22 protein-coding genes are annotated in these 24457 nt (G+C 72.7%); 9 read left to right on the forward strand and 13 right to left on the reverse strand.

Annotation, left to right across the window (positions count from 1 at the left end):
- On the reverse strand, positions 1-774 hold a 774-nt coding region (locus tag HV824_RS26355; protein WP_176424523.1), incomplete at its 3' end, for an APC family permease.
- Positions 775-1163: 389 nt separating this feature from the next.
- Here HV824_RS26355 and HV824_RS26360 point away from each other — a divergent pair.
- The 5 genes from HV824_RS26360 to HV824_RS26380 all read left to right on the forward strand — a co-directional run bounded on the left by HV824_RS26360 (position 1164) and on the right by HV824_RS26380 (position 9809).
- Positions 1164-1676 (forward strand): hypothetical protein, encoded by a 513-nt coding sequence (locus tag HV824_RS26360; protein WP_163777750.1) that lies wholly within the window; start codon positions 1164-1166, stop codon positions 1674-1676.
- Positions 1677-1681: 5 nt separating this feature from the next.
- On the forward strand, positions 1682-2362 hold the full coding sequence (locus HV824_RS26365) for a hypothetical protein (protein ID WP_176416796.1): 681 nt from the start codon (positions 1682-1684) through the stop codon (positions 2360-2362).
- A gap of 182 nt (positions 2363-2544) precedes the next feature.
- Positions 2545-4293: a sigma 54-interacting transcriptional regulator gene (locus HV824_RS26370; RefSeq protein WP_176416795.1), complete on the forward strand. Its 1749-nt coding sequence runs from the start codon at positions 2545-2547 to the stop codon at positions 4291-4293.
- Positions 4290-8177 (forward strand): SUMF1/EgtB/PvdO family nonheme iron enzyme, encoded by a 3888-nt coding sequence (locus tag HV824_RS26375; RefSeq protein ID WP_176424515.1) that lies wholly within the window; start codon positions 4290-4292, stop codon positions 8175-8177. The genes HV824_RS26370 and HV824_RS26375 overlap by 4 nt, the downstream gene beginning before the upstream one ends.
- Positions 8178-8369: 192 nt before the next feature.
- Entirely contained in the window at positions 8370-9809 is a 1440-nt protein-coding gene (locus HV824_RS26380; protein ID WP_176416793.1) for an ADYC domain-containing protein, read from the forward strand.
- Position 9810: 1 nt separating this feature from the next.
- Here the strand turns inward: HV824_RS26380 and HV824_RS26385 are convergent, their stop codons facing one another.
- The 11 genes from HV824_RS26385 to HV824_RS26435 are packed head-to-tail and all read right to left on the reverse strand — an operon-like array spanning position 9811 to position 20205.
- On the reverse strand, positions 9811-10710 hold the full coding sequence (locus HV824_RS26385) for a MerR family transcriptional regulator (RefSeq protein WP_176424516.1): 900 nt from the start codon (positions 10708-10710) through the stop codon (positions 9811-9813).
- Between the two features lie 15 nt (positions 10711-10725).
- Positions 10726-11592 carry a MerR family transcriptional regulator gene (locus HV824_RS26390; RefSeq protein WP_176416791.1) on the reverse strand — a complete coding sequence of 289 codons (867 nt, stop codon included), beginning with the start codon at positions 11590-11592 and terminating at the stop codon, positions 10726-10728.
- A complete protein-coding gene (locus tag HV824_RS26395) occupies positions 11589-12266 on the reverse strand; it encodes a lysophospholipid acyltransferase family protein (RefSeq protein ID WP_176416790.1) in 678 nt (225 codons plus the stop codon). The genes HV824_RS26390 and HV824_RS26395 overlap by 4 nt, the downstream gene beginning before the upstream one ends.
- Positions 12263-12613 carry a lycopene cyclase domain-containing protein gene (locus tag HV824_RS26400; RefSeq protein ID WP_176416789.1) on the reverse strand — a complete coding sequence of 117 codons (351 nt, stop codon included), beginning with the start codon at positions 12611-12613 and terminating at the stop codon, positions 12263-12265. The genes HV824_RS26395 and HV824_RS26400 overlap by 4 nt, the downstream gene beginning before the upstream one ends.
- A complete protein-coding gene (locus tag HV824_RS26405) occupies positions 12610-12996 on the reverse strand; it encodes a lycopene cyclase domain-containing protein (protein ID WP_176416788.1) in 387 nt (128 codons plus the stop codon). Before HV824_RS26405 ends, HV824_RS26400 begins: the two co-directional genes overlap by 4 nt.
- Positions 12993-14117 (reverse strand): glycosyltransferase, encoded by a 1125-nt coding sequence (locus tag HV824_RS26410; protein ID WP_176416787.1) that lies wholly within the window; start codon positions 14115-14117, stop codon positions 12993-12995. Before HV824_RS26410 ends, HV824_RS26405 begins: the two co-directional genes overlap by 4 nt.
- Positions 14114-15040 (reverse strand): carotenoid 1,2-hydratase, encoded by a 927-nt coding sequence (locus tag HV824_RS26415; RefSeq protein ID WP_176424517.1) that lies wholly within the window; start codon positions 15038-15040, stop codon positions 14114-14116. The genes HV824_RS26410 and HV824_RS26415 overlap by 4 nt, the downstream gene beginning before the upstream one ends.
- Entirely contained in the window at positions 15037-16494 is a 1458-nt protein-coding gene (locus HV824_RS26420; protein ID WP_176424518.1) for an NAD(P)/FAD-dependent oxidoreductase, read from the reverse strand. Before HV824_RS26420 ends, HV824_RS26415 begins: the two co-directional genes overlap by 4 nt.
- A 60-nt stretch (positions 16495-16554) precedes the next feature.
- Positions 16555-17565, reverse strand: a complete 1011-nt coding sequence (locus tag HV824_RS26425; RefSeq protein ID WP_176424519.1) for a phytoene/squalene synthase family protein — start codon at positions 17563-17565, stop codon at positions 16555-16557.
- Entirely contained in the window at positions 17562-19112 is a 1551-nt protein-coding gene (locus tag HV824_RS26430) for an NAD(P)/FAD-dependent oxidoreductase (RefSeq protein WP_176424520.1), read from the reverse strand. The genes HV824_RS26425 and HV824_RS26430 overlap by 4 nt, the downstream gene beginning before the upstream one ends.
- Positions 19113-19119: 7 nt before the next feature.
- Positions 19120-20205, reverse strand: coding sequence for a polyprenyl synthetase family protein (locus tag HV824_RS26435; protein WP_176416783.1), 1086 nt, complete (start codon positions 20203-20205; stop codon positions 19120-19122).
- 114 nt (positions 20206-20319) lie between these two features.
- Here HV824_RS26435 and HV824_RS26440 point away from each other — a divergent pair, with 114 nt between their 5' ends.
- From HV824_RS26440 to HV824_RS26455, 4 genes are all read left to right on the forward strand, one after another.
- Positions 20320-20883, forward strand: a complete 564-nt coding sequence (locus tag HV824_RS26440; protein ID WP_176416782.1) for a peroxiredoxin — start codon at positions 20320-20322, stop codon at positions 20881-20883.
- A complete protein-coding gene (locus HV824_RS26445) occupies positions 20880-21785 on the forward strand; it encodes a TIGR01777 family oxidoreductase (RefSeq protein ID WP_176424521.1) in 906 nt (301 codons plus the stop codon). The genes HV824_RS26440 and HV824_RS26445 overlap by 4 nt, the downstream gene beginning before the upstream one ends.
- Before the next feature lie 9 nt (positions 21786-21794).
- Positions 21795-22880, forward strand: a complete 1086-nt coding sequence (locus HV824_RS26450; protein WP_176424522.1) for an alpha/beta hydrolase-fold protein — start codon at positions 21795-21797, stop codon at positions 22878-22880.
- Between the two features lie 141 nt (positions 22881-23021).
- Entirely contained in the window at positions 23022-23615 is a 594-nt protein-coding gene (locus HV824_RS26455; protein WP_163777702.1) for a hypothetical protein, read from the forward strand.
- A 207-nt stretch (positions 23616-23822) separates the two neighbouring features.
- On the opposite strand, the gene HV824_RS26460 is transcribed toward HV824_RS26455, so the two are convergent.
- A partial coding sequence (locus HV824_RS26460) for an RCC1 domain-containing protein (RefSeq protein ID WP_368738108.1) occupies positions 23823-24457 on the reverse strand: 635 nt, incomplete at its 5' end.

Below are 24457 nucleotides of genomic sequence, written 5' to 3' on the forward strand. Positions count from 1 at the left end.
GGCTCGCTGCTGGTGGCGGTGCTGCTGTACGTGGGCCTGGGTGGCCAGCTCCGGCAGCGCGGCCACGCACGCCCACACCAGGCCCACGTACAGCAGCACCGCCACCAGCAGCGAGCCCACCGTGGCCAGCGGCACGGTGCGCGACGATGAGCGCACCTGCCCTGCAATCACCGGGACGATTTCGAAGCCCTGGTAGGCGAACATCACCGTCAACCCCGCGCGCAGCCAGGACACGTCCATGGCCGGGCGCGCGGCCACCACCTGGGCGGGAGGTGGCCCCGACAGCGCCAGGAACGCCACCAGCAGCGCGGCCAGCGGCAGCAGCTTGACGACGGTGAGCGCCGTCCAGGTCCCCGCCGACACGCGAATGCCGGACGCCACCACGCCCGCCAACGCCGTGACGAGCACGGAGGCGAGCACGCGCTGCCCCAGCGCCCCCTCCAGGCCCAGGGAGGGCGCCACCGCCTGGGAGAGGCCGGCCACCACCGCGGCCGTGCTCAGGAACGCGCTGACATAGGCCACCCACCCCACCAGGAAGGACGCCCGCTCTCCAAAGGCCGCGCGCGCGAAGAGGACAGGCCCGCCGTCCGCGTCGAACCGCCGGCCCAGCACGGCGAAGGCCAGCGCCACCGGTATCAGCGCGAGCCCGGTGAGCGCGAAGGCGGCAATGGCGCTGGCCCCCGGCGCCAGCGCGGCGACCTCCGCCGGAGCGAAGAAGATGCCGACGCCGACGATGCCATTGACGCCAAGCGCGAGGAGCTGGAGCGGCCCCACCGGACGCGACGCGGACGCGGGAGCAGAGGAAGGAACCGGCACGGAGGTACTTCACTACAGTTGAGCGCCGGGCATCAATGCACCGGGCGGCCCCCTTCGTCATGGTTGCGGACGCCGAGCGTTCCGGCCCGATATCCAGGCCGCTTGCGCGCGCCAGCGCAGGGCCCCCACCACCACGCCGTAGGAACGGCAAGTCCTGCCGGGGTTGGCAAGCCTTGCCGCACCGGAATGGCGCGGGCGCGGCAACAGCTGCCTCACCTGCGATGGATTCTCCAGGCACCGGCGCGGTGCAAAGGCTGGCATCCGGGTTGCTCTTCCCCTGCTCGCCACGCTCCGCCGGCCCGCATGACGCGACGCCGCGACGAGGGTGTGAAGCCAGGAAGAGCTCCATGAAGAAGTCGCTTTCGTTCGTGTCGAAGTCCGTTGCCGCGCTCGCGATGCTCAGCGCCCTGCCCGCCCTCGCGGGGACCGCGACCTACTCGGGTTCGCTCTGTACGTCTGTCTCTGGCTTCGCGAACCCGACCATCTTCCGCAGTGGTCGCCTCCTCAACTCGACTTCGAACACCATTGAGGTCGTCTGCCCGATTCAGCGCAACGTCTCCATCCCCTCCTTCACGGAATCGCTGTCCGTCAGCGTCACCGCGCTGGACCCGCACCTGACGGAGAACGTCTGCTGCACCGCGACGGTGGCCGAGAAGGACGGCACCGCCCTCGCCTCGTCCGCGGCGTGCTCCAACTGGGGTGCGAACACCTCCAGCCACAACACCTTCTCCATCAGCCTGCCGTCGGTGTTCGCGAGCCTCAATGGCTACGTGAGCCTGCGCTGCGTGCTGCCGGGGCAGTACACCAGCGGCTCCAGCACGTACTCGTCCGTCCTCGCCAGCTTCGTCGTCACGGAGTAGCCACCATGCGACAGGTTCGTTGGGGAATCCTGGGTCTGGCCACGGCCGCCGTCGCCGCCGCCGTTGGGTGGAGCATGTGGGGGGCCACGCCCGAAGCCACACCGGCGCGCGTGGAAGCGGCAGAGGCCCGGCCCGGGTCCCCAGCGGACCTGACGTTGGAGGTGCGGGCGCTGCGCGCGGAGCTGGAGGCGCTGCGCCGGGGACAAGGGCACCTGATGCGACGCGTGGAGTCCGTGGGGCCCCCCGCTCCGCTGCCCGTGCCCGGGGAGGAGGCAGCGCCCGAACCCCAGGCGGCGACGCCCACCTCGCCAAACCCGGCCACGCTGGAGGTGGCTCGCGAGGAGCGGCGGCAGGAGCTGGAGGCCGAGTTGCAGGCCGCCGCCCATACCGAGCCGCGTGACAGGGAGTGGGCGGGACAGACGGAGACGCTCGTCACCCGTGCGTTCGGCGGTGCGGACTTCGCGGGCTCACGGCTGACGCGCGTGGACTGCCGCACCCGGCTGTGTGTGCTGGAGGTGGAGCACGACGCGGCCGAGGCGCGCGCGGAATTGCTGTCATCGCTGATGAGGGTGAACGGCCTCCAGGGGCAGGCGGTGATGCGGCCCGCGGACGACGGCGGCCGGCTGACCTCGCGCATCTACCTGTCGCGTGCGGGTGAGGCGCTTCCCATGACGCTGCGACCGTGAGACGCCCGGACGTGTGGAGCCCGGACCGGCGCACGTCTGGACGCGCCCCCGGTTGCCCGGTCCAGTGTGGGCGTGACAGCATTCTCTGCCCCGTCATGGCCCATTCACAGCCCAGTGCTCGCGACACGCGCCCTCTTGGGAGCGCCCCGGAATCATCAGACTCCGGCGCCTCGTATCTCCTGGTGTTGGAGGGGGACTCGACGTCGCGGTTCTCCCTCCCCGCCGAAGGCGTGGTGCTGGTGGGCCGCGACGAGCAGGCGGACCTGTGCCTGCGCGACGACAGCGTGTCACGCCGCCATGCGCGTCTGGTGTTGACGGAGGAAGGCGCGCGCCTGGTGGACCTGGGCAGCCACAACGGCACCACCCTCAACGGCCGCCCCGTGGACACCGCGCAGCCCCTGCTGTCCGGTGACGTGGTGTCCTTTGGCGCCGTGGTCGCGGTGGTGCGCACGCGTGCACGCGCCGCTCCCGCGCACGCCCCGCTCCAGGCGGAACGGCTGATGGCGCGGCTGCGCGAGGAGGCGGAGCGTGCCTTGCGGTATGGCCGGCCGCTCACCGCGCTGGTGCTCGCGCTGCCGGAGCGGGGCTGCGTGGGACACGAAGCCGCGGAGGCCTTGTTGGCGGCGGAGGCGGGCCCGGCGGAAGCCGCGGGCTGGCTGGACGGCTCGCACCTGCTGTGGATGATGCCCGAGGTCTCTGGAGAGCCGGGCGAGGATGGCCTGGGTGAGCGCGTCGGTGCGCTGCTGGCCGCGTGTCCCCAGGGGCGCCTGGGCATCGCGACCTGTCCTTCGGACGGCTGCGACGCGGAGTCCCTGGTGGCGGCGGCGCGTGCAGCGGCCCGGACCGCGGTGTCCGGCGCGTGGGCGCCCGCGGCCGAAGGCATCACCCGCCTGACGTTGGCGGACCGCACCGTGCTGGTCGCGGACCCCGCCATGGCGCAGCTCTACGCGCTGCTGCGCAGGCTGGCGGCCAGCGAGCTGCCCGTGCTGGTGTGCGGTGAAACGGGCGTGGGCAAGGAGAACGCCGCCTTCGCCGTGCACCACTGGTCTCCGCGCGCGGACAAGCCCTTCATCGCCATCAACTGCGCGGCCCTGCCAGAGGGGCTGGTGGAGAGCGAGCTCTTCGGCCATGAGCGCGGCGCCTTCACGGGTGCCAACGCCACCCGCGTGGGCCTGCTGGAGAGCGCCCAGGGCGGCACCGTCTTCCTGGACGAGGTGGGCGAGCTCCCCCCCTCCGCGCAGGCCAAGTTGCTGCGCGCGTTGGAGGTCCGCCGCATCACCCGCCTGGGCGACGTGCGGGAGCGCCCCATCGACTTGCGCGTGGTGGCCGCCACGCACCGGCACCTGGAAGCGGAGGTGACCGCGGGGCGGTTCCGGGAGGACCTGTACTTCCGGCTCGGCGCGGCGACGGTGCTGCTGCCACCGCTGCGGGAGCGCCCGCGCGAGGTGCCGCTCCTGGCGCGCGACTTCCTGGCCCGGGCGTGCCAGTCGCTGGGCCGTGAGGAGATGGAGCTGTCCGCGGGCACGCTGTACGCCCTGTCCCGACACGCGTGGCCCGGCAACGTGCGCGAGCTGCGCAACCTGATGGACTACGCGGCGGCCGCCGTGCCGGAGAACGTGGTGGAGCCGCACCACCTCCCCTCGCGCATGCAGCCTCGTGGCACCGGCGCGCCCACGCAGCCCTTGGCGCAGGACCTGGGGCCGCCTCCCGCGGCGGCGGAACGGGTGGCGACCCAGAAGACGCGTGTTCCCCTGGCCCAGGAGATTCGAGACCTGGAGCGCCGCCGCATGCAGGAGGCGCTCGATGAGGCCGAGGGCGTCCAGACTCGCGCGGCGGCGATGATTGGCATGCCCATCCGGACCTTCTCGTTCAAGCTGAAGCAGCTTGGACTGCACCCCCGCGCCTCGCGCAAAGGGACGCCCAGCGGATGACCTCCTCCTCCGGGCGATTGAATCCCCCCGCGGAGTTCGAGGAGTACCGGCTGCTGCGCCCCCTGGGGCACGGCGCCATGGGACAGGTGTTCCTGGCGCAGGACACGCTGTTGGACCGGCGGGTGGCGGTGAAGTTCATCGCCACGGCGCAGGGCCGGCTGCCGGACGCGGCGGCGCGCGCGCGCTTCTTCCAGGAGGCGCGCGCCATCGCCCGGCTCCAGCACCCCAACGTGGTGGCCATCCACCGCGTCGGCGAGGTGCGGGGTCAGCCCTACCTGGTGTCCGAGCTCATCCAAGGAACGCCGCTGGACCGGCTGCGGCGACCGGTGGATGCACGGCTGGCGCTCACGTTGGGCCTCGGGCTCGCGCGAGGACTGGCCGCGGCGCACCGGCGCGGCATCCTCCACCGGGACATCAAGCCCGCCAACGCCATCCTGTCCGAGGACGGCGAGGTGAAGCTGCTCGACTTCGGACTCGCGGAGGCCGCGGTCGCGGAGGTGGAGCTCCCCACCTCGGTGGCGGGCGCGGACGTCCCGTCTTCATCAGGGCCAACACCCACCGACACCCAGCCGCTGGCTGGACCACGGCCCGTGGACACCCGGCCGCTCCCCGTCATGTCGGGGCGAGATACCGGCCCGCGCGCCGACACCGGGACAAGCGACCTCCCGGCGCCAGGCTCCGACGAGGCCCGACAGGCCTTCGTCCCAGGCACGCCGCTCTATCTCGCGCCGGAGCTGTGGCGCGGTGAACACGCCAGCCGGGCCAGCGACGTCTATGCGCTGGGCGTGCTCCTCTACGAGCTGTGCGCGGGCCGCGCGCCCCATGAGGGCGTACCGTTGGAGCAGCTCGGCGCCGCGATACAGGAGCGTCCCCCCGCGCCCCTCGCCGGGCACGCACCGGGACTGTCGCCAGCCTTCGCCGCCATCGTGGACCGCTGCCTCGACGCGGACCCGGCCCGGCGCTACGAGTCTGGCGACGCGCTTCGAGAAGCACTCGAAGCGCTGAGCACGCCCACGCGCGCCAGCGCCCTCCCCGCCGGCAATCCCTACCTGGGCCTGCGCGCCTTCGATGCCGCGCACCGGGGCGTCTTCTTCGGCCGCGAGCCCGAGCTGCGAGAGGTCCTGGACCGGCTGCGCGGCGACACCTTCGTCCTGCTGGCGGGCGACTCCGGCGTGGGCAAATCCTCGCTGTGCCGGGCGGGCATTCTCCCTGCTGTCAGTCAGAGCGGCCTGGAGGAGGGCGACCCCGCGTGGGCGGTCCTCTCCGGGACACCCGGGCGCCGGCCGCTGGAGACCTGGGTGGAGCTGCTGGCCCCCGCGGCCGGGGAGCGCGCGGAGGCCCTGCGCGCACGCCTCGCCACCGAGGAGCCTGGCGTCCTGGCCCGGGCCCTGCGTCGCCGCCCCGCGAGCGCCCCGCCCCTGCTCCTCTTCATCGACCAGCTCGAGGAGCTCGTCACCTTCTCGGAGCCCACGCAGGCGGCCCGGCTCGCCGAGGAGCTGGCCTTGGTGCTGCGCCGCGCGCCCCGCGTCCACCTCCTCGCCACCGCGCGCAGCGACTGCCTCACGCGGCTGGTGGCCCTCCCAGGCCTGGGTGATGAAGTGCCGCGCGCGCTCCACCTGCTGCGCGCCCTCTCCGAACACGGACTTCGCGAAGCCGTGGAGGGCCCCGTCCGCGTGCTGGGCATGCGCTTCGAAAACCCCGCCATGGTGGATGCCCTGGTCGCCTCCGCGGCCCGAGCGGAGGGCGGCCTGCCCCTGCTCCAGTTCGCGCTGGAGGCACTCTGGGAGGCACGGGACTCCCAGCGCCAGCGCATCCCCGCCGCCGCGCTGGAGGCCCTGGGCGGCGTGGAAGGCGCGCTGGCCCGTCACGCGGACGCGGTGGTCGCCCGTCTCCGGCCCGAGCAACGGCCTCGCGCCCGGGCGATGCTCCTGGAGCTGGTGACGCCCGAGGGCACGCGCCTGCGCCGCACCCAGGAGGAGCTGCTGCGCGGCCCCGACGACGACGCCGGACGCGCGGTGCTGGACGGACTGGTGCGCGGCCGGCTGCTCACCGCGGGCGAGGCGGAGGACGGAGACGGCGTATACACGCTGGCCCACGAGAGCCTCGTCACCGGCTGGGACACCCTGCGCGGGTGGTTGGGGCAGGACGAGCAGCGCCGGGCCGTGCGCATGCGCCTGGAGCGCGCCGCCGCGGAGTGGGAGCGGCTGGGCCACCCGCCCGAGCTGCTCTACGGCGAGCGGCAGCTCAGCGAGAGCCGCGCCGCGGGCCTCTCCCACGTCGAGAGGCCACGGGAGCGCGACTTCCTCTCCCGCTCGCGACGGGCCGCGCGCCGTCGCCGGGTGACGCGTTGGCTGGCCGTGGCCCTGGTGCCCCTGGTGCTGGGCGGCGTGGTGGTCGTCACCCGCGTGCAGGCCCGGGCGCAGCTGGACGCCCGCATCAACCGCCACCTGGACGAGGCCCAGGCGCAGCAGGTCGCGTTGGACATGCGCCGCGCCGAGCTGGACCAACTGAGCACCCAAGCCTTCACCCTGTTCGACACGCCGGGCCCACGGAATCGCGAAGCGGCCGAAGCCGTGTGGACCCACGCCCAGCAGGCCCGGCAGGCGGTGGAGGAGGCCGCGCTGCGCGCCATGTCGGAGCTGGAGGCCGCCTGGGGGCTGGCGCCCGGCAACCCTCGGGTGAGCCCGCTCATGGCCAACGTGTTGGTCACGCGCGTGGAGTTCGCCGAGCAGGAGCGACAACCCGAGCAGCGCGCGCAGTGGCTCGCGCGGCTGGGGGCCCATGACCCCACGGGCGAGCTGCGCCGGGGGCTGACGGCACCCGCTCAACTGTCGCTCACCAGCGCGCCGGCGGGCGCTCGCGTGCGGTTGCTGGAGCCCACGCCAGCGGGAGAACCCTTCCTGGGGCGCGACCTGGGACAGACGCCCCTGCATGAGGTGGCACTGCCCGCGGGCTCCCACCTGCTGGTGCTGGAAGCGCCGGGCCGGTTTCCGGTGCGCGTCCCCGTGCTGCTCGCGTCCGGCGAGCGGCTGGCGCTGGAGGTCCCCCTTCCAGCCGCGGAGTCGGTCCCCGAGGGCTTCGTGCACATCCCCGCCGGACGCTTCCTCCAGGGCGCGTCGGAGAGCGAGTACCTGCGGCGTGCCTTCTTCTTCGCGCCGCCACTGCATCGCGTGGAGACGGACGCGTACCTCATCGCGCGGCACGAGGTGACGTTCGCGCAGTACATCGCCTTCCTGGAGACGCTGCCCCCCGAGGAGCGCGCCGCGCGGATGCCGGGCTCGCGCCGCCGCCTCACCGTGGTGGACCTGGCCCACGAGCCGGATGGCCGCTGGCGGCTCACCCTGCGTCCCGCGTCCGCCAGCTACAGCGTGAGGGACGGCGAGCGACTGCGCTACGGCAAGCGGGACCGCCGGCGGGAGCAGGACTGGCTGCGCTTCCCCGTGTCCGCCGTCTCCTTCGACGATGCCCTGGCCTACGTGGCGTGGCTGGACCGCACCGGCCAGGTGCCGGGCGCGCGCATGTGCACGGAGCGGGAGTGGGAGCGGGCCGCGCGAGGCGCGGACGGGCGCCGCTACCCCGCGGGCGACTGGCTGGCGCCGGACGACGCCAACCATGACGCCACCTATGGCCGGGAGCCCTGGGGCTTCGGCCCCGACGAGGTGGGCAGCCACCCGCGCTCGCGGAGCCCCTTCGGCGTGGACGACCTGGTGGGCAACGTGTGGGAGTGGACGCGCTCCGACGTGGACCCGGAGAAGCCGTCCGCCCAGGGCGGCAGCTGGTACCAGAGCGACCTGACCGCCCACACCGCCAACCGGGACCGCGTGGAGCGCACGCAGCGGGAGGCCCTCATCGGCTTTCGCGTCTGCGCCACGCCGCGTCCCTGAACGGGCGTCCCCTGCCGGCAATCCCTGCCAGCTCCCTGGCAATCCTTGCCGTCCATTCCTGCTCGCGACACATGCCAGGACAGGGTTGCCTGCAAGTCCTGCCAGGGACACCGGGCGTCCGGTCGCGCCCTGGTGGGGTGGCATGGCGAATGCTCTGACGGCGCTCAACCCACAACGACCGAGGTGCCTCCCATGAAGTCCCGCCTCCGCATGCTCCGCCCCTGCTTCGCGCTCTGCCTGCTCCTCGCCTGCGCGCCCCCCCTGGACGAGACGGACGCGGCCCTGGCCCAGCAGTCCTTCGCGGCGGGTTCGGAGGACCCTGACTCCCACTCCCAGGGCACCCAGCTCCACGGCACCCCCGTGCGTTCGGTGATGTACGACGGGGCGCTCGTGCGGCACGCCGGAGCATTCCGGGACGCCGACGTTCAGCTGCTGCGCGGCGAAGTCGTGGCCGCCATGCCCCTGGCGGTGAATGGCTTCACGCCGAGCCTGATGATTTGCGGCGGAGGCGCCGCCGCGAACGAGACGCGAAGCTGCGGCTTCGTCGTGGACGGGCAAGGCGTCTGTTCACCGAGAAGCACCGTCACGCTCACGGGCGGTGACAGCGGCTCCCCTCGAAACCACTGTGCGGGTGCGCCCGTGGTTCGCGTCTGTTCGGGCGAGGCCCCGTGCGAGCACCAGGGACCGGGCTACCTCGCCTCCGCCAACAGCAGCTTCTCCCTCAACAACTGTCCCACGGTCGAGTTCACCTGTCCCGCCAGCGGCGTCTACACCGCGCTCGCCGGGCCGCGCACGCCCAACACCGCCTGGCGGATGCAGCTGACGAGCCGGTCGAGCACCTACCCCACGACGCGCAAGCTCTTCCGCGGCGAGGCGCTGATTGGCGCGCGGCTCCGTCAGCCGTCCACGGGCCCCTTCCTGGAAATCCAAGACGTCATCAATGGGAACGAGTTCCCGAACACCGAAGGCTCCGGCATGTGGGAGCCCAGCGGGCACACCTTCCTCTACCGGGTGCGCTACACGCCCAGCGGTGGCACGTCACCCGTGTCCCTGTGCTCCACGGGGGCGAACTGGGCCGTGCCCGTGAAGGGCGTCTTCAACCTGACGGGAGCGCGGAGCGAGAGCCCCCGGACGTTCACGCTGGGCTGCGACGCGGGCGTCATCGCCAAGTGCTACCGCTGGGGCTACCAGCCGTGGCGGGACGGCGCGACGTCCGGCCCCATCACCGAGGCCCACTGGTCCTGCACCCGCATGGCGCGCGCCGACTACTGCGGCCAGGGAACGTCCTTCACCCAGGACGGCACCCGCATCCGCCCCTGGGACGACCTGACGCCGGCCATCATCTCCGCGCCGTCGCCGGGCTCCGGCTCGGATGACCTGACGTTCGAGGCGGGCTGGAACACCGCGGGCCCCGCGTGCCTCAGCCACCTGCGCTGGAAGCACCTGACCGCGTCCTGCGTCCCGCTCAATCCCCCCATCTACGATGCGAACGGCGACATCGTGAACGACTGCAGGGACCCGAACACGCCCTACAGCACGGGCAAGTGCGCGGAGATTTGCGACAACGCGGACGAGGCCGCCCACTACTACGGCAGCCGCGTCTTCAACAGCTCCGCCCTCAACACACCCTGACTCACGCGCTCGCGAGGCGCTCCCAGTCCGCCTCGCCCTTGAAGACGTGCACCGCCAACCGCTCGCACACGGCCTGGTGCGAGCGCGCGGCGGCGCCGCCCACCCAGACGGGCAGTCCCCTGGGCAGCGCCTGGGTCAAACGCGTCAGGGTGTCCTCGAAGTCCTCCGCGCTCCGGCTGGCCACCGAGGACAGCCCCACGAAGTCGGGCCGCAGCGCCACCACCGCGCGGCCCAGGTCCTCCGCGGGAACGCGCTGCCCCAGCAGCGTCACCCGCACGCCCAGGTGTCGCAGCCGCAGCGCCGCGCCCAGCAGGCCCATCTCGTGCTCCTCTTCCGGGAAGCACGCCAGGACACCGTGCCGGCTGCGCCCCTGGGGCGCCGCGTGCAGCAGGCTCACCAGCCGCGCCCGCACCATCTGTGACACCAGGTGCTCCTGCGCCACGGTCAGCGCGCCCGCCTCCCATTGCTCGCCCACGTCGCACAGCAGCGGCGCCAGCACGTCGTCAAAGGCCTTGAGCGGGGGCAGCGCGGCCAGCACCTCGTCCAGCACGTCCGACACGCGCGGCTGGTCATACGCCTGGGCGGCGGCGAGCACGGACTCCCGCCACGTCTCCGCATGGGTGCGCGGCTCCAGGCTGGCGCCGCGCACCGCCGCTTCCGCGTCCAGCCCCTCCATCAACTGGGGCAGCAGCTTCGCCGCCTCGCTGATGGCCACGCCTTCGTCGGTGAGCCGCTTGAGCTGCTTGAGCACCGCCACGTCCCGGTCCGTATAGGCGCGGTAGCCCGCGGGGGTGCGGCGCGGCGTGAGCACGCCGTAGCGGCGCTCCCAGGCCCGGATGAGCTCCACCCGGACTCCTGCCAGCTCCGCGGCGATGTGGATTCGGTAGGTGCGCTCAGCCATGTCGCTACGGCAAGACTACGGGCGATGCTGAGCGTTGCGCACCTGGTTCCAGATGGCCACCAGCTCTTCCGACGACTCCGCGTACTGCGCGCCGAGCGAGAAGATGGCCTTCAGGCGCTCGCGGGCGCCCAGCCCGCCGACGACCACGGGAAAGGGCGCGCAGGCCCGGAGCGCGGCTTCCAGGACGGACGCGAACTCCTCCGGCGCGCGGGCGCGCACGAAGGACAGCGCCACCACGTCCGGACGCACCTGCGCGCAGGCCCCCTGGAGCGCCTCCGCTGGAGTGTCCGCGCCCAGCATCGTCACCCGCCACCCCTTGCGCTTGAGGTGGATGCCCAGCGCCAGCAGGCCGCCTTCATGGGTGTCCCCCGTCGGGCAGGCGAGCAGGGCGCGGGGCCCCACAGGCGAGGCGGCCAGGGCGTCATACACCTGCCGCAGGCGCTGGCGGATGAGGGCGGAGGCCAGGTGCTCCCGCGCGACGTCCAGCCGCACGCCCATCTCCCGCAGCAGGGGCAGCAGGAAGCGGTCGCAGTAGGTCTCCACCTCCATGACGGTCTGCGCGTCATCCAGCACGCGCGTCACCTCGTCCCCATCCAGGGCCCCCACGGAGGACCAGAAGCGCTCGCTCAGGCGCTCGGCTTCGGGTTGCGCGCGCGGCGGCGCTGTCTTCACCTGGGCGATGGCCTCGCTCACCGACAGGCCCTCCTCCTGGATGAGCCGGGCCACGCGCCGGACGGCCTCCACCTCCTCGCGCGAATAGACGCGGTAGTTGTTGCCCTCGCTACGAAGCGGACGCGGGAAGCCGTAGCGCCGCTCCCAGGCGCGCAGCGTCGCCTCGCGGATGCCCGTCATGCGCGCGATGGTGCGGATGCGCAACGTCATGACGCCAGCCCCCGGGCCGCGTCCCAGCGCTCCGCCACGCCTCGCGCGCCGGACACCCGGCGCGTGAAGTCCTCCAGGGACGTCACCGCCGCCAGCCGCCGCACCACCGTCTCCAACCCCTCCTGGAAGACGGCCATGTCGCCGGGCGGATGCGGGGTGCCCACCTCCAGCAGCACGTCCGGGCGCTCGTGTTCGAAGAAGCCGTAGCGCACCGCGATGGGCAGGCACTCCACCTTCGCCACCCGCGCCAGCAGCTCCACGCCCCGCTCCAGTCGCAGGGGGAGCACGCCGAAGGGGCGGTGCTCGCCCTCCGGGAAGACGAACACCACCCCGCGGGGCCTGCGCAGCAGCTCCTTCGCGTAGCGCAGCGACGCCACCGACGACGTCGCGTCCTTGCGCCGGATGCTGAAGGCGCCAATGCGCGTGAGGAAGCGGTAGCGGCGCAGGTTCTCCTCGTCCATGAGGCAGTAGCCGTCCCAGCCCGCCGTCTGGCAGAGCTGGTTGAGCACGAAGCCGTCCCACCAGTTGGAGTGGTTCAGGTACACCAGCCGTCCCGGGCCTCCCGGCGGCAGCGTCCCGCGCACCCACAGCCCCCGGAACGCCGCGCGGAACTTCCAGCCGATGTACCGGTCCCACGCCCAGCCCAGCGGGCCTCCTTTCGCCGCGTGAATCACGACGCCCGGGCCTCCCCCAGCAGCGACACCAACGCGGTGAACAGCGCCAGGCCCAGCGACACCAGCACGCTGGTCACCAGGAAGAAGAGCACCTCTTCCAGCGGCACCACCCCCAGGTACACGCCCAGGTGCTTGCCTTCACCGAAGTTCCAGATGCCGGTGGAGATGGCCAGGTGGTCCGCGATGGACAGGTACAGCCCCATGATGAAGGCCGGCGGCAGCACCGCCTTGAGCACCGCGCCGGAGCGCTCCTTGTAGTGACGCACCAGCACCGCCAGCTGGAAGGCGATGAGCGGCAGCGTCCAGCCCAGCAGGTGGATGAGGTATGCCCACTTCGTCTCCATCATGGCGCCACCTCCCGGGCCGTCAGCGCGCCGTCGCGGCGCTCACCCGCCTCCGCCGCGGGCCGGGGCGCCTGGGCGTCCGGCGCCAGCACACGCGCCAGCCGGGCCCGGGCCCACAGCCCCACCAGCAGCGTCTGCAGGCCGAAGAAGAGGTACTCCTCCAGCGGCAGGTAGCCCAGCTTGATGCCCCAGATGCGCTCGGGGTCGAAGCCCCACAGGCCCCACTTCACCGCCAGGTTGTCCCAGGGCGACGTCGCCGCGTACACGACGATGAGCAGGAGCCCCATGGGCGCCAGGCTCCTGGCCGTGAAGGTGCGGCGATAGCGCCACGCCAGGAAGAGAATGGGCACCACCACGAACAGCCCGAGGAATCGCGCGTACGTCATCCCGGCCCTCCACTCAGCTCCGGAGCCACCCGTACCATGCGGCCTCCGGGTCGCAACGCATAGGTCTGCCCTCGCCACGTCACCGTGCCCTGCCGCCACAACGAGCGCAGGAAGGCCGCCAGCAAGAGCGCTTCGCCCAGCAACCAGTCCGTCACCGCGCAGGCCCGCCCCGCGTCCGCCACCGGCGCGTGGAGTCCGGCCAATCGCAACGCCAGCAAGGTCCGCACGGCCACCAGTCCCGCCACCGAGCCCGCCAGCACCGGTGAGCCCAGCGTCGCGGCCAGCACCGTCAGCGGCAGCGTCGGCGTGAAGAGCAGCGGCACCGTGGGGTACAGCGCGGGCCGGTGACTGGCCAGCACCTGCATCCAGCGCGTGAAGCGCGACAGCGGCGCGGCCCAGGGCACCTCGGCGTCCAGGGGCACCACCGCCGGGGCGCTGCTCAACACCACGTCCAGTCCCCGGGCGTGAAGACACTTGGCCAGCTCCAGGTCCTCGCCAATGTGGTCCGCCAGCCGCCGCAGCGACTCCACGGCCGCGGGCGACAAGCCCAGCGCCTTGCCACACACGGCCTTGGCGCCCGCGCTCATCGCGTCCAGGGCCCGGAAGCTGTGGTGCGTGTAACGCAGCAGGCCCGCCATGGCCCGGCTCGCGCCGTCCCGAGGGCCTACCGGCAGCGGCGCCGCGGTGCTCAGCGCGGCGCCCGCGGCCACCGGCGCGGCCAGGCCTTCCACCAGCGCGCCCGTCACCGCCACGTCCGCGTCCACCGACAGCACCACTCTGTCACTCACGGGCAACACGTCCAGCGCATACAGCAGGTGCCCCACCTTCCGGTTGGGCGTCAGCGGATCGCTGGGAAGCCACCGCACCTCCGGGGCAAGCCGAGGCCGGTAGGGCGACACGACCACCTGCTCCAACGGCCCCGCGTAGTCGACGGGCTGCGCCAGGTTCTCCAGCTCCCGAGGCGTGGGCGCGTCCACCGGGCGCAGCAACAGCACCGACGGCAGCGCGCCGGGCTTGGGCGCGGTCCGCGCACGCGCACGCGACAGGCGCACGCACGCCACCGCGCTGAAGCCCGTGGCCACGGCGCACCACACCAGGGACGCGAGGACGAGCGCGCTCATGCCGCCCGTCCCATCCGCGTGCGGAAGTGCGCCATCCAGCGGATGAAGGGGGAGTGGAAGCGACGGAAGTCCGCCACCTCGCCCAGGGCGTCCAGCGGCCCCTGGCGCGCCTCCAGCCGCGCGTAGAAGGGCGACGACTCCAGCAGCTTCGGCTGTCCCACCACCATGTTGCCCGCGTGCAGCCGCGACGGCACGCGCAGCCCCCAACCGGTGATGTTGGTGGGCCGCGCCTCCCCCAGGGCAGGCCCTCGCTCGCAGCGCACGCCGCGCGCGCCGGCCACCACTCGCAGCGGCGCGACACCTTCGGGCAGGTGGTAGTCCACCACCGTCTCGTCCTCGCGGTGCGTGCGGGACCAGTGCCACCCCGACAACCGCGCCCCCAGCAGCTCTCCACCGTGGTTGGTGTCGTGGTAGCCCAGGCCACTCGCCTCGATGCCCAGCGAGGACACCTCCAGCCGTGCCTGCGAACGAGGCGCCAGCGCCTGCCAGTAGTGCGGCAGCCCAGGCATGAGCTGCACCACCTCACCCACGGGTGTCATCGGCTCCAGCGTCAGGCGTGCGCGCACGGGCCGCCCCCACGGCGCCGTCCAGTCGTCCACGGCCATCCGCACCGTGCCGTCCCACTCGTACGACAGCGTGGAGCGGCCAATGCGCAGCCGGCCCGGGGCCTCCAGCTCCGCGCGCGCGTACTCGCTGAGGACCCACAGCCGCCGCACCCCCTCGTGGTACAGCGCGAAGTTCACCGCGCTGTGCTCCAGCGGCCGTCCGCCGCGCCGCGCCGCCACCGAGTACCGGGGCGAGAACAGCGAGCCCAGCATGAAGATACACACCGCGCTGTAGGGCCCCGCGGTGACGTCCGCGTAGAACCAGCGGTAGGTGCCCGCCGCGTCCGGCAGGGCGGGGAGCATCGCCAGGCGCGTCATGCGTTCCTCCGGAGGTGCCGCGAGGCCAGCTCCGCGGCGAAGCGCCCGGACAACATCACCAGCGGCACCCCACCGCCTGGATGCGTGCCGCCGCCCGCGAAGAACAGGCCCGGCGTGTCGCCGCGAATGCGCGGCCGGCGGAAGGGACCGAACTTCCCGTGCGGCAGGAAGCCATAGATGGACCCGCCCGGAGCCCCCTGCGCGGCCAGGTCCACCGGCGAGCGCTGGCCGATGACCCGCACGCGCCCCTTGAGCGCCGGGTAGTGCCGGCACAGCCGCTCCAGCATCTGCGCCTTCACGCGCTCGGCGCCTGCCTCCCAGTCCCGGGTGGCCTGCTCCGCGCCGCGCGCGTCCACGGGCAGCGCGGGCGCGTTCACCATGACGAACAACCCGGTGCGGCCCGGCGGCACCATGCTCTCGTCGGTGGCGGACGGGTTGCAGAAATACACCGTCGGGTCGGACGCGAGCTGCCCGCCGAACAGCTCGTCGAACTCGCGCCGGTAGTCGCCGCCGAAGAGCACCGCGTGGTGCGGCAGGGCGATGCGGCCCTCCACCTCCAACAGCAGCACGAAGCCGGACAGCGCCAGGGGCTCCTCCGCGCGCGCGAGCCGCTCCAGCGGATCCGCGTTCACCACCACGCTGTCGAAGCGCTCCGTGCCCTCCTGTGGGCCCACCTGGTAGCCCTCGCGCGTGCGCTCGAAGCGCGCCCGCGTGTCCAGGTGGATGCGCACGCCCAGCCGGCGCACGGCCTGTCCCAGCGCCTCCACCAGCGCGCCGATGCCGCCGCGGACGTGGTGCACGCCGTAGGCCTGCTCGATGTGCGGAATCAGCGCGAAGGCCGCGCTGGCCTCGTAGGGGGACGCGCCCGTGTACGTGGCGAAGCGGCCCACGTACTGCCGCAGGTGGTCCGTCTTGAAGTGCCGGCCCGCCAGCTCATGCAGCGTGCCCATCTTCATCCCCGCCATGACGGCCCCCACGCCGCGCTTCGCCACGCGCGTCATGAAGCCGGCCATGCCCTCGAAGGGCGCCTCCAGGTACGGCTCGCCCGCGGCCCGCCAGATGGCCGCGGCCTCCTGGTAGAAGCCGCGGATGCCGTCGCGCTCACCCGGGCGGACTCCCGCCGCGCTCTGCGCCATCCGCTCCACGTCCTTGTAGGCCGTGAAGTCACACCCGTCCTCGAAGCGGTAGGCGCACTGCGGCTCCAGCTCCGTGAAGCGCGGCAGCAGGTCCTCGGCGCCCAGCTGCTGGAAGGTGCCACGCACCAGGTGCGGCAGCGTCAGCAGCGTGGGCCCCGTGTCCAGGGTGATGCCATTGACGGTGACGGCCTGGGCCTTGCCGCCCAGCGAGGCGCCTCGCTCGAACAGCGTCACCTCGTGCCCGTCCTTCGCCAGCAGCCCGGCGGCCGTCAGCCCACCGATGCCGCCCCCCACCACCGCGACGCGCGCGCGCTTCATGCCCCACCTCCCATGCGCCGCTGAAGCCCCGGGTTCATTCCATCGCCACGCATGACGCCCTCACCCTCCCGTCCCGGTTGGCAGCAGCGGCATGCGCACCTCGCCCTGGGGGACGGGCAGCACCGCGGCGGGCCGCACCATGGCCGCGGAGGCCAGCGCGAGCTTGCGGCGCGTCGTCACGTGGGCCCGGGCGCTGAACACGTCGTAGTCGCGCGCTTCGATGTCGCGCAGGATGTCGCCGTAGATGGCGCCCATCAGCCGCACCATGCGCTGGCTGCCGAAGCCCGTCAGGTAGCGCACCCCGGCCGCCGCCCGCGCGTAGTATGCCCGCGAGCGCTCCACCTGGAAGCGCATGAAGGACCGCCAGCGCGCATCCACCTGTCCGCGCCGCAGGTCGTCCTCCGACAGCCCGAAGGCGGCCAGCTCCTCGGCGGGCAGGTACACCCGGCCGCGCTCCCAATCTTCGCGCACGTCGCGGAGGATGTTGGTGAGCTGCATGGCCCGGCCCAGGTCGGCCGCGGGCTCCACCGCCGCCGCGTCCGAGCACCCCAGCACCGGCGTCAGCATCAGCCCCACCACGCCCGCCACGCGGTAGCAGTAGAGGTCCAGCTCCGCCCAGGTGGTGTAGCGGTGCTTCGTCAGGTCCATCTCCATGCCGGAGATGAGGTCCTGGAAGGGCTGCTCCGGAATCCGGAAGTGGCGCACCGTGTGCTCCAGCGCGGCGAACTCCCGCGCGTCCCACGGCGTCGCGGCCTCGCTGCCCTTCACCCGGTCCGCGGGCGGGCCCAGCTCGCGCGAGGCCAGCTCCGGCATGGGCAGGTACAGCTCCGCCACGCGCTGCCGCGCCCGCGCCAGCCGCACCGGCAACGCATCAGCCGCGCTCGCCGCGTCGTCCCCGTCCACCATGTCGTCCAGGCGCCGGCAGAAGGCGTAGAGCGCGAACGCCGCCTTCCGCCGCAGGCCGAAGAGCAGGTACGAGGCGAAGAAGAAGCTCTTGGCGTGGTGGCGCGTCACCTGCTTCGCCAGCACATAGCCGCGCGCCACCAGCGCCTTGTCGACAGGCGGGCTCACGCGGCCACTCCTTCCAGCGGCGCGGCGGCCGTCCGGGGCGACAGCGAGACGCCCCGCGCCTGGGCCCACGTCATCAGCCGCTCCGTCACCAGCCGCGCGGAGATGAGCACGGTGGGCAGCCCCGTCCCTGGCTGCGTGGAGGCGCCGACGAAGAAGAGGTTCTTTACCCGCGCGTCCTGGTTCGCCGGACGGAACGGCCCAATCTGCGTGAAGTTCTGGGACAGGCCGAAGGCGCTGCCACGCGCCAGGTTGAAAGTGCCGGCCCAGTCATCCGGGGTGAAGACGCGCTCCACCTCGATGTCCGACTCCAGCGAGGAGAAGCCCAGCTCCGCCATGCGCGCGAAGAACTTCGCGCGGACCTTGGGCCCTTCCTCCTTCCAGTCCAGGTCCGGGTGCTGGTGCGGCACGGGCACCAGCACGTAGAGCGCGTCCTTGCCCTCGGGCGCCAGGGACGCGTCGGTGCGGGTGGGTGCGTTGACGTAGAAGCTGGGGTCCTCCGGCACGCGGAAGCGCTCGAAGATGTCGTCGAAGGAGCCCTTGTAGTCCCGGCCGAACACCACGTTGTGGTGCAACAGCTCCGGGTAGCGCCGCTTCATGCCCAGGTAGAGCATGTAGCCGCTGGACGTGTAGCGCAGCTTCTCCTTGCGCTTGAGCGTCGTGGCCTTCGGGTCCAGCAGCTTGTCGTACGCGTAGGGCAGGTCCGCGTTGCACAGCACCGCGTCCGCCTCCACCACCTCGCCGCCCTCCAACCGCACGCCTTGCGTACGGCCGCCGTCGGTGAGGATGCGCTCCACGGGCGCGCCGTAGCGGAAGCGCACGCCCTCCTCGCGCGCCAGCCGCTCCAGGGCCTGGGGGATGGCATACAGGCCGCCCTTGGGGAACCAGATGCCCACGCCCAGCTCGGTGAAGGGCAACAGGCCGTACACCGCGGGCGACGCGTAGGGCGACACGCCCAGGTACATCGTCTGGAAGGTCATCGCCGCGCGCAGGCGCTCGTCCTGGAAGAAGCGGCTGACGTCCCCGTACATGCGGCGGTGGGCGCGCACCTGGAAGATGCGCGCGAGCACGCGCGGCGAGAGGTAGTCACGCAGGCCCTCGTAGTTGCGCCCCACCAGGTGGTCCAGGCTCGTGCGGTACTGGACGCGGCCCTGGGCCAGGAAGGCGAGGTAGCGCGCATAGCTGCCGGGCTCCACGCGCTCCAGCTCGCGGCCCATGGCGCACAGCTCTGTCGTGAAGGTGACCTCCGAACCGTCCCGGAAGTGGACCCGGTAGTTCGGATCGCACTTGAGCAACGTCAGGTAGTCCTCGATGCGGCGGCCCACCGCGCGGAAGGTCTCCTCGAAGACCTCCGGCATCAGCACGATGGTGGGGCCCAGGTCCCACGTGAAGCCCTCCACCTGCAACCGGTTGCAGCGCCCGCCCGGCCCCTGCGTCTTCTCGAAGACCTGGACGTCGAAGCCCTGGTGCGCCAGCCGGGCGGCGGCGGCCAGCCCCCCCACGCCCGCGCCCACCACGACAATGCGCCTGCCCTGTGTCGATGCGCTCATGGCGTCCTCAGGCGGCGCGGTGGGCCAGCCGGGCGATGAGCGCGTCGAGCAGCTCTCTCACACCGTTGGGGTTGGGCAGCGACTGCAACGAGCGGCGAGCGGCCCGGGAGGCGCGCACCACCATGCGCTCACACGCGGCCCGGCCGCCACAGGACTCCACCAGCGCGCGGGCCCGCGCCAGCGCCGCCGCGTCCTTCCGCGCCACCGGCAGCGCCCACAGCGCCTCCAGCTCCGCGCGCTCGTCCGCGGCGGCGCGCGCGAAGGCGGCCAGCACTGGAAAGGTTCGCTTGCCTTGGAGGAAGTCGCCGTCAGCGGCCTTGCCAGCGACGTTCGAATCACCAAAAAGGCCCAGCAAATCGTCCCGAAGCTGGTAGGCAAGACCGACGTGACGGCCCACGCGCTCCAATCCTTCCACCATGCCGCTGCTGGCGCCGCCGAGCATGGCCCCGCACACCAGCGGGGCGCAGAAGCCGTAGCGCGCCGTCTTGAGATGCGCCACGCGCAGCGTCTGGAAGAGCGTCACCTCCGCCAGCGGCGCGCGCCCCAGGTCCAGGTCCAGGTACTGCCCGGCCGCCGTGTGACGGCACACGCCCAGGTAGTACTGCACCACGCCCGCGACGCCCGGCATCCCCGACCCCAGCATCGCCTCCAGCGCGCGCGCGAAGAGGTGGTCGCCCACCACCACGGCCAGGTCCTCCCCCGCGCGGCCGGGCGCCAGCATCCGGTGCAGGGACGCGGCGCCCCGCCGCAGCTCCGCCTGGTCCGCCACGTCGTCATGGATGAGGAGGAAGGTGTGCAGCAGCTCCAGGCCCGCGGCGAAGCGCCACAGCCCGGAGGGCACCACCGCGCTCCCACGCGCCAGGCAGTGTCCGGCCATCACCAGCGCCGGGCGGAGCCGCTTGGCGGGCCGCAAGGTATAGGCCCGGGCCTGCGACAGCGCCTGTGTCCAACGAACGTCCAGGCAGGCCTCGTCGGGGAGCTCGAACAGCTCCGCCAGCGAGGTCTCCACCTCCGCCTGGACCAGCTGCAGCCAGGCCTGCTCCAGAGGAAGCAGGCCCGTCGGCGGCTGCGCATCGGGAAGCGTGAGTGCCATGCTTCTTTCCTCCGAAGAACCTGATCCTTTGCTCCCTAGAGGTAGCGTTTGCGTCCAGAGCTTGTCAAGGGTATGTCTAAGGTTTGCGATAACCTTGTACACAGAGGTCCCCTCATGAAGGCGTGGATCGCAGGTGCGCTCTCCATCTCCCTGGCAGCGGGAAGCGCCCTGGGCGCGGCGCCTGCCACGGAGCCGGTGGACGCGACGTTACGCACCTCCGCGGGAAAGGAGGTCCGGCTTTCCAAGTGGCGCGGGAAACCGGTCATTCTGTTCTACGAGGACAAGGACTCGACCAAGCTCAACTCGGCCCTGAAGAAGGAGCTGTTCGCCCGGGGGAAGGAGCGCGGAATCCTGGACGCGGCCTGGGTGCTGGCGGTCGCAAACCTTCAGAATTTCGACTTTTTTCCGGCCCGGCAGATTGCCCTCTCCTTCGTCCGGGACGAGGAGAAGAAGGTGGGCGTGCCTATCCTGGTGGATATGGATGGAACGCTGGGGAAGGCGCCGTGGAAGCTGCCGGTGAAAACCTCCAACATCGTGCTGCTGGACGCCGAGGGGGCCCTGGTCTACCGGCACTCCGGCCGGATGAAGCCGGATGAGCTGACGACCTTCTTCGCCATCCTGAGCCGCCTGGTGGGCGTGGACCTGAATGACCCGGCGCCCTCGGAGCCCTCGCCGTGAAGGTGGCCGTCACCGGCGCGAGCGGCTTCCTGGGTCCAGGGCTTGTCCAAGGTTTGTTGGAGCGTGGACACCAGGTCCACGTCCTGGCCCGGAACGTTGAACACGCCCTGGCCCACCTGCCCGCCGGGGTGACGGGGGCGGCCTTCAACGCGGGCGCGCCGCTGCCGCCCGAGGCCCTGGCGGACGCGGAGGCCGTCGTGCACCTGGCGGGCGAGCCGGTGGCGCAGCGCTGGACGAAGGAAGGCAAGCACCGCATCCACGACAGCCGGGTGCTGGGCACGCGCGCGGTGGTGGCGGCGATGCGGGGCGCGGGCACGGTGCGGCGGTTCGTGTCGGCGTCCGCCATTGGCTACTACGGCGGCACGCGCGGGGCGGACCCGCTGACGGAGGAGAGCCCTCCGGGTGACGACTTCCTGGCCCGCGTGTGCGTGGACTGGGAGGCGGAGGCGATGCAGGCGCGCGAGTCCGGCATCACCACGGCGGTGGTGCGCATGGGCGTGGTGCTTCACCCGGACGGCGGCGCGCTCCACAAGATGCTGCCCCCCTTCCGCGTGGGCGCGGGCGGCCCGGTGGGAAGCGGCGAGCAGTTCGTGAGCTGGGTGCACCGCGACGACGCCAGGGATTTGCTCCTCTTCCTGCTGGCCCACCCCCAGGTGGAGGGCGTGGTGAACGCCACCGCGCCCACGCCGGTGACGAACGCCTTCTTCGCGCACATGCTGGGCCACGTGCTGGGCCGCCCGTCCGTGGTGCGCGTTCCGGCGTTCATGCTCAAGGCGGCCCTGGGAGAGATGGCGAAGGTGGTGCTGGAGGGCCAGCGCGTGCTGCCCCAGCGCGCGCATGAGGCCGGCTTCGTGTTCCGCTACCCGGAGTTGGAGGGCGCGCTGCGCGACCTGCTGGCATAGGGTGCGTGGATGGACGCGAAGACACTGGAGGCGCGGGCCCGCGCCGAGGGCACGCCCGTCATCGAAGCGGACACCGCCACCTTCGTGTGGCGTGGCCGGGGCCCCATCTGCCTCCAAGGTGACTTCCAGGACTGGCGAGGCAAGCCGCTGCCCCTCAAGCGCGTGGCGCCCGGGCTGTGGGCTCGCACGCTGACGCTGCCCGCGGATGCCTACGTCGAATACGCGCTGGAGGACGCGCGCGGCCAGCGCGTGGAGGACCCGCTCAACCGCCACCCTTCCGACAACGGCCTTGGCGGCATCAACCATTCGTTCCACATGCCCCGGGCCCGCTCTTCCCTGCCCGCCCGGCACCCGCGCGGCGCGCCCCGGGGCCGCGTCACACGGCACGTGGTGGACACGGGGGACGTGGACCTGCCGGGCCAGCGCCGGGTGTACCTGTACGCGCCGCCCACGGACGCGCCGGCGCCGCTGCTGGTGGTGTACGACGGCGAGGACTACCTGCGCCGCGTGCGCCTGCCGGAGCTGGTGGACACCCTGGTGGCCGAAGGCCGCATGCGTCCGGTGGCCCTGGCGCTCGTGTGCAACGGCGGCGACACGCGCAGCACGGAGTACGCCTGCAGCGAATACACGGTGGGGCTGCTGAAGTGGAAGGTGCTGCCGCTGGCGCGCCAGAAGCTGTCGCTGGTGGACGAGCGGCGCAGCCCCGGCGCCCACGCGGTGCTGGGGGCCTCGCTGGGCGGGTTGATGGCGCTCTACACCGGCCTGCGCATGCCGGACGTCTTCGGCCGGGTGCTGTCGCAGTCCGGGGCCTTCGCGGTGGAGGGCCATGACTTCGTCGTCTTCGACCTCGCGCGGCACCCGCCCCGCCGCCCGCTGGACGTCTGGCTGGACTGCGGCCGCTTCGAGGGCCTGCTGGCGGGCAACCGCCGCATCACTCCCGTGCTCTCAGAAGCCGGGCATCAGGTGGAACTCCGGGAATACAGCGGCGGGCACAACTACCCGGCGTGGCGGGAAGACCTGGTGCACGGGCTGGAGCGCCACTTCCCTCCCCGGCCCGCCAAGCGCCGGGAGTCATTGCGCTTTTCCGGGCGCTGACGCGGGCCCGCCCGCCGTGCGAGGGGGTCGCGGCGGACGCACGTTAGGGGCGGGACGCAACTGGAGCCACACCGCGCCCGATAACCTACATGGGAATTCCCGGAGCTCTGTCCGCGCCGGGCCCCATCCCTGGAGCCCCCCATGTCTCGCATTGATGGTGGTAACCGTCCGTCCTCGCCCAAGGGCACGGCGCCTGAGCGCGCCAGCGCTCCGGAGCAGCGGCCGGCCTCCGGCACCGCCACCCAGGGGACGACGGGCGTCCAGGCGCACCGCACGGTGCAGACGTTCCAGGGCCGCAGTGACTTCGAGCCCGACCGGCGCCCCACCCAGCGCGGCGTGGCGGCGCCGCCCCCTGACGCCACCGCCATCGCGGGCGCCGACGCGGAGCTGGAGCTGCTCTCCGAGTTTCCCGACCAGGCGGACGCCCAGGGAGGGCTCGCCTCCGCCATGCTGCACGCGCACGCGAACGAGCCCGCCTCGCAGGCCCGCATCGTCGAGCGCTTGAAGGAGGACGGCCGCCTGGAGTCGCTCTTCGGCGAGGTGTTCCGCGAGGGCAATCCCTACGTCGAGCAGCCGCACCGCAGCGCCGTCGTGCGCGCGCTGGGGACCGCCATGGCGCGGGGCACGGTGACGTCCGACGACCTGCGCGCCTTCGCTCGCGGCGCCTACGCGCAGGAGTGGCGGCAGATTGGCTCTGAGCTGACGCCCTCCCGCCCCCTCACGGAGAAGCCGTAGCGCACGAGCCGGATGCACCCATGAAAGCTCCTCGTCGACGCACCCCCGGCGCGGGTCGCAGGAAGACCATCAGCAGACGCTCCCGCCCGGCCCGGCGCGCACATGGTACGTACCGGGCCCGGCTCAGGGCGCGCCCGGCCAGGAAGTACCGGGTGCGGCTGCGGACCGCCCGCCGCACCTTCTGACGGACGCGCGCTCGCGCCCGGCTCAGGGCAGCGCGACCTGCCCGGGTGACGAGCGCTGTCCCGCGGTCCCCAGGCCCAGCGCGCCGTGGAGGCTGGAGCCCCAGCTCAGCACCGTGCCGTCGCGCTTCATGGCCAGGGAGAAGTCCGCCCCGCCCGACACCACGGTGACGTCCGCCAGCTCCCGCACGCGCAGGGGCTCCGTCCGGTTCGCGTTGTCCCCCAGCCCCAGCTGGCCGTGCGAGTTGCGCCCCCACGTCCACACCGTGCCCTTGGCCCCCACGGCGAACGCGTGGCGCGCCCCCGCGCCCACGGCGGACACCGAGGACAGGTTCGGCACCGGCCGGGGCACGAAGCGAGACGGCGTGCCGCCGTCGCCGTCGCCCAGCTGGCCGAACGCGTTGTCGCCCCACGTCCACACAGTGCCGTCGCCCCGCAGCGCCACCGTGTGCGCCGCGCCCGCGCGCACGGCCACCACGCCGTCCACGCCCTTCACCACCCAGCGCGAATAGCTTGTCGTGCCGGTGGCGTCTCCCAACTGGCCCGACGCGTTGTTGCCCCACGCGGACAGGGTGCCGTCCGAGTGCAGCGCCAGCGAGTAGTGGTCTCCGCCCGCCACGGCCACCACGCTCGACAGGCCCTGCACCTCCAGGGGCGCGG

Source organism: Myxococcus sp. AM009, from assembly GCF_013372605.1.
Lineage (GTDB): Bacteria > Myxococcota > Myxococcia > Myxococcales > Myxococcaceae > Myxococcus > Myxococcus vastator.

Coding starts and splice junctions, on each gene's coding strand:
- HV824_RS26360 (WP_163777750.1), top strand. CDS start 1,164: ATGAAGAAGTCGCTTTCGTTCGTGTCGAAGTCCGTTGCCGCGCTCGCG.
- HV824_RS26365 (WP_176416796.1), top strand. CDS start 1,682: ATGCGACAGGTTCGTTGGGGAATCCTGGGTCTGGCCACGGCCGCCGTC.
- HV824_RS26375 (WP_176424515.1), top strand. CDS start 4,290: ATGACCTCCTCCTCCGGGCGATTGAATCCCCCCGCGGAGTTCGAGGAG.
- HV824_RS26380 (WP_176416793.1), top strand. CDS start 8,370: ATGAAGTCCCGCCTCCGCATGCTCCGCCCCTGCTTCGCGCTCTGCCTG.
- HV824_RS26385 (WP_176424516.1), bottom strand. CDS start 10,710: ATGGCTGAGCGCACCTACCGAATCCACATCGCCGCGGAGCTGGCAGGA.
- HV824_RS26390 (WP_176416791.1), bottom strand. CDS start 11,592: ATGACGTTGCGCATCCGCACCATCGCGCGCATGACGGGCATCCGCGAG.
- HV824_RS26400 (WP_176416789.1), bottom strand. CDS start 12,613: ATGATGGAGACGAAGTGGGCATACCTCATCCACCTGCTGGGCTGGACG.
- HV824_RS26405 (WP_176416788.1), bottom strand. CDS start 12,996: ATGACGTACGCGCGATTCCTCGGGCTGTTCGTGGTGGTGCCCATTCTC.
- HV824_RS26410 (WP_176416787.1), bottom strand. CDS start 14,117: ATGAGCGCGCTCGTCCTCGCGTCCCTGGTGTGGTGCGCCGTGGCCACG.
- HV824_RS26415 (WP_176424517.1), bottom strand. CDS start 15,040: ATGACGCGCCTGGCGATGCTCCCCGCCCTGCCGGACGCGGCGGGCACC.
- HV824_RS26420 (WP_176424518.1), bottom strand. CDS start 16,494: ATGAAGCGCGCGCGCGTCGCGGTGGTGGGGGGCGGCATCGGTGGGCTG.
- HV824_RS26430 (WP_176424520.1), bottom strand. CDS start 19,112: ATGAGCGCATCGACACAGGGCAGGCGCATTGTCGTGGTGGGCGCGGGC.
- HV824_RS26435 (WP_176416783.1), bottom strand. CDS start 20,205: ATGGCACTCACGCTTCCCGATGCGCAGCCGCCGACGGGCCTGCTTCCT.
- HV824_RS26440 (WP_176416782.1), top strand. CDS start 20,320: ATGAAGGCGTGGATCGCAGGTGCGCTCTCCATCTCCCTGGCAGCGGGA.
- HV824_RS26450 (WP_176424522.1), top strand. CDS start 21,795: ATGGACGCGAAGACACTGGAGGCGCGGGCCCGCGCCGAGGGCACGCCC.
- HV824_RS26455 (WP_163777702.1), top strand. CDS start 23,022: ATGTCTCGCATTGATGGTGGTAACCGTCCGTCCTCGCCCAAGGGCACG.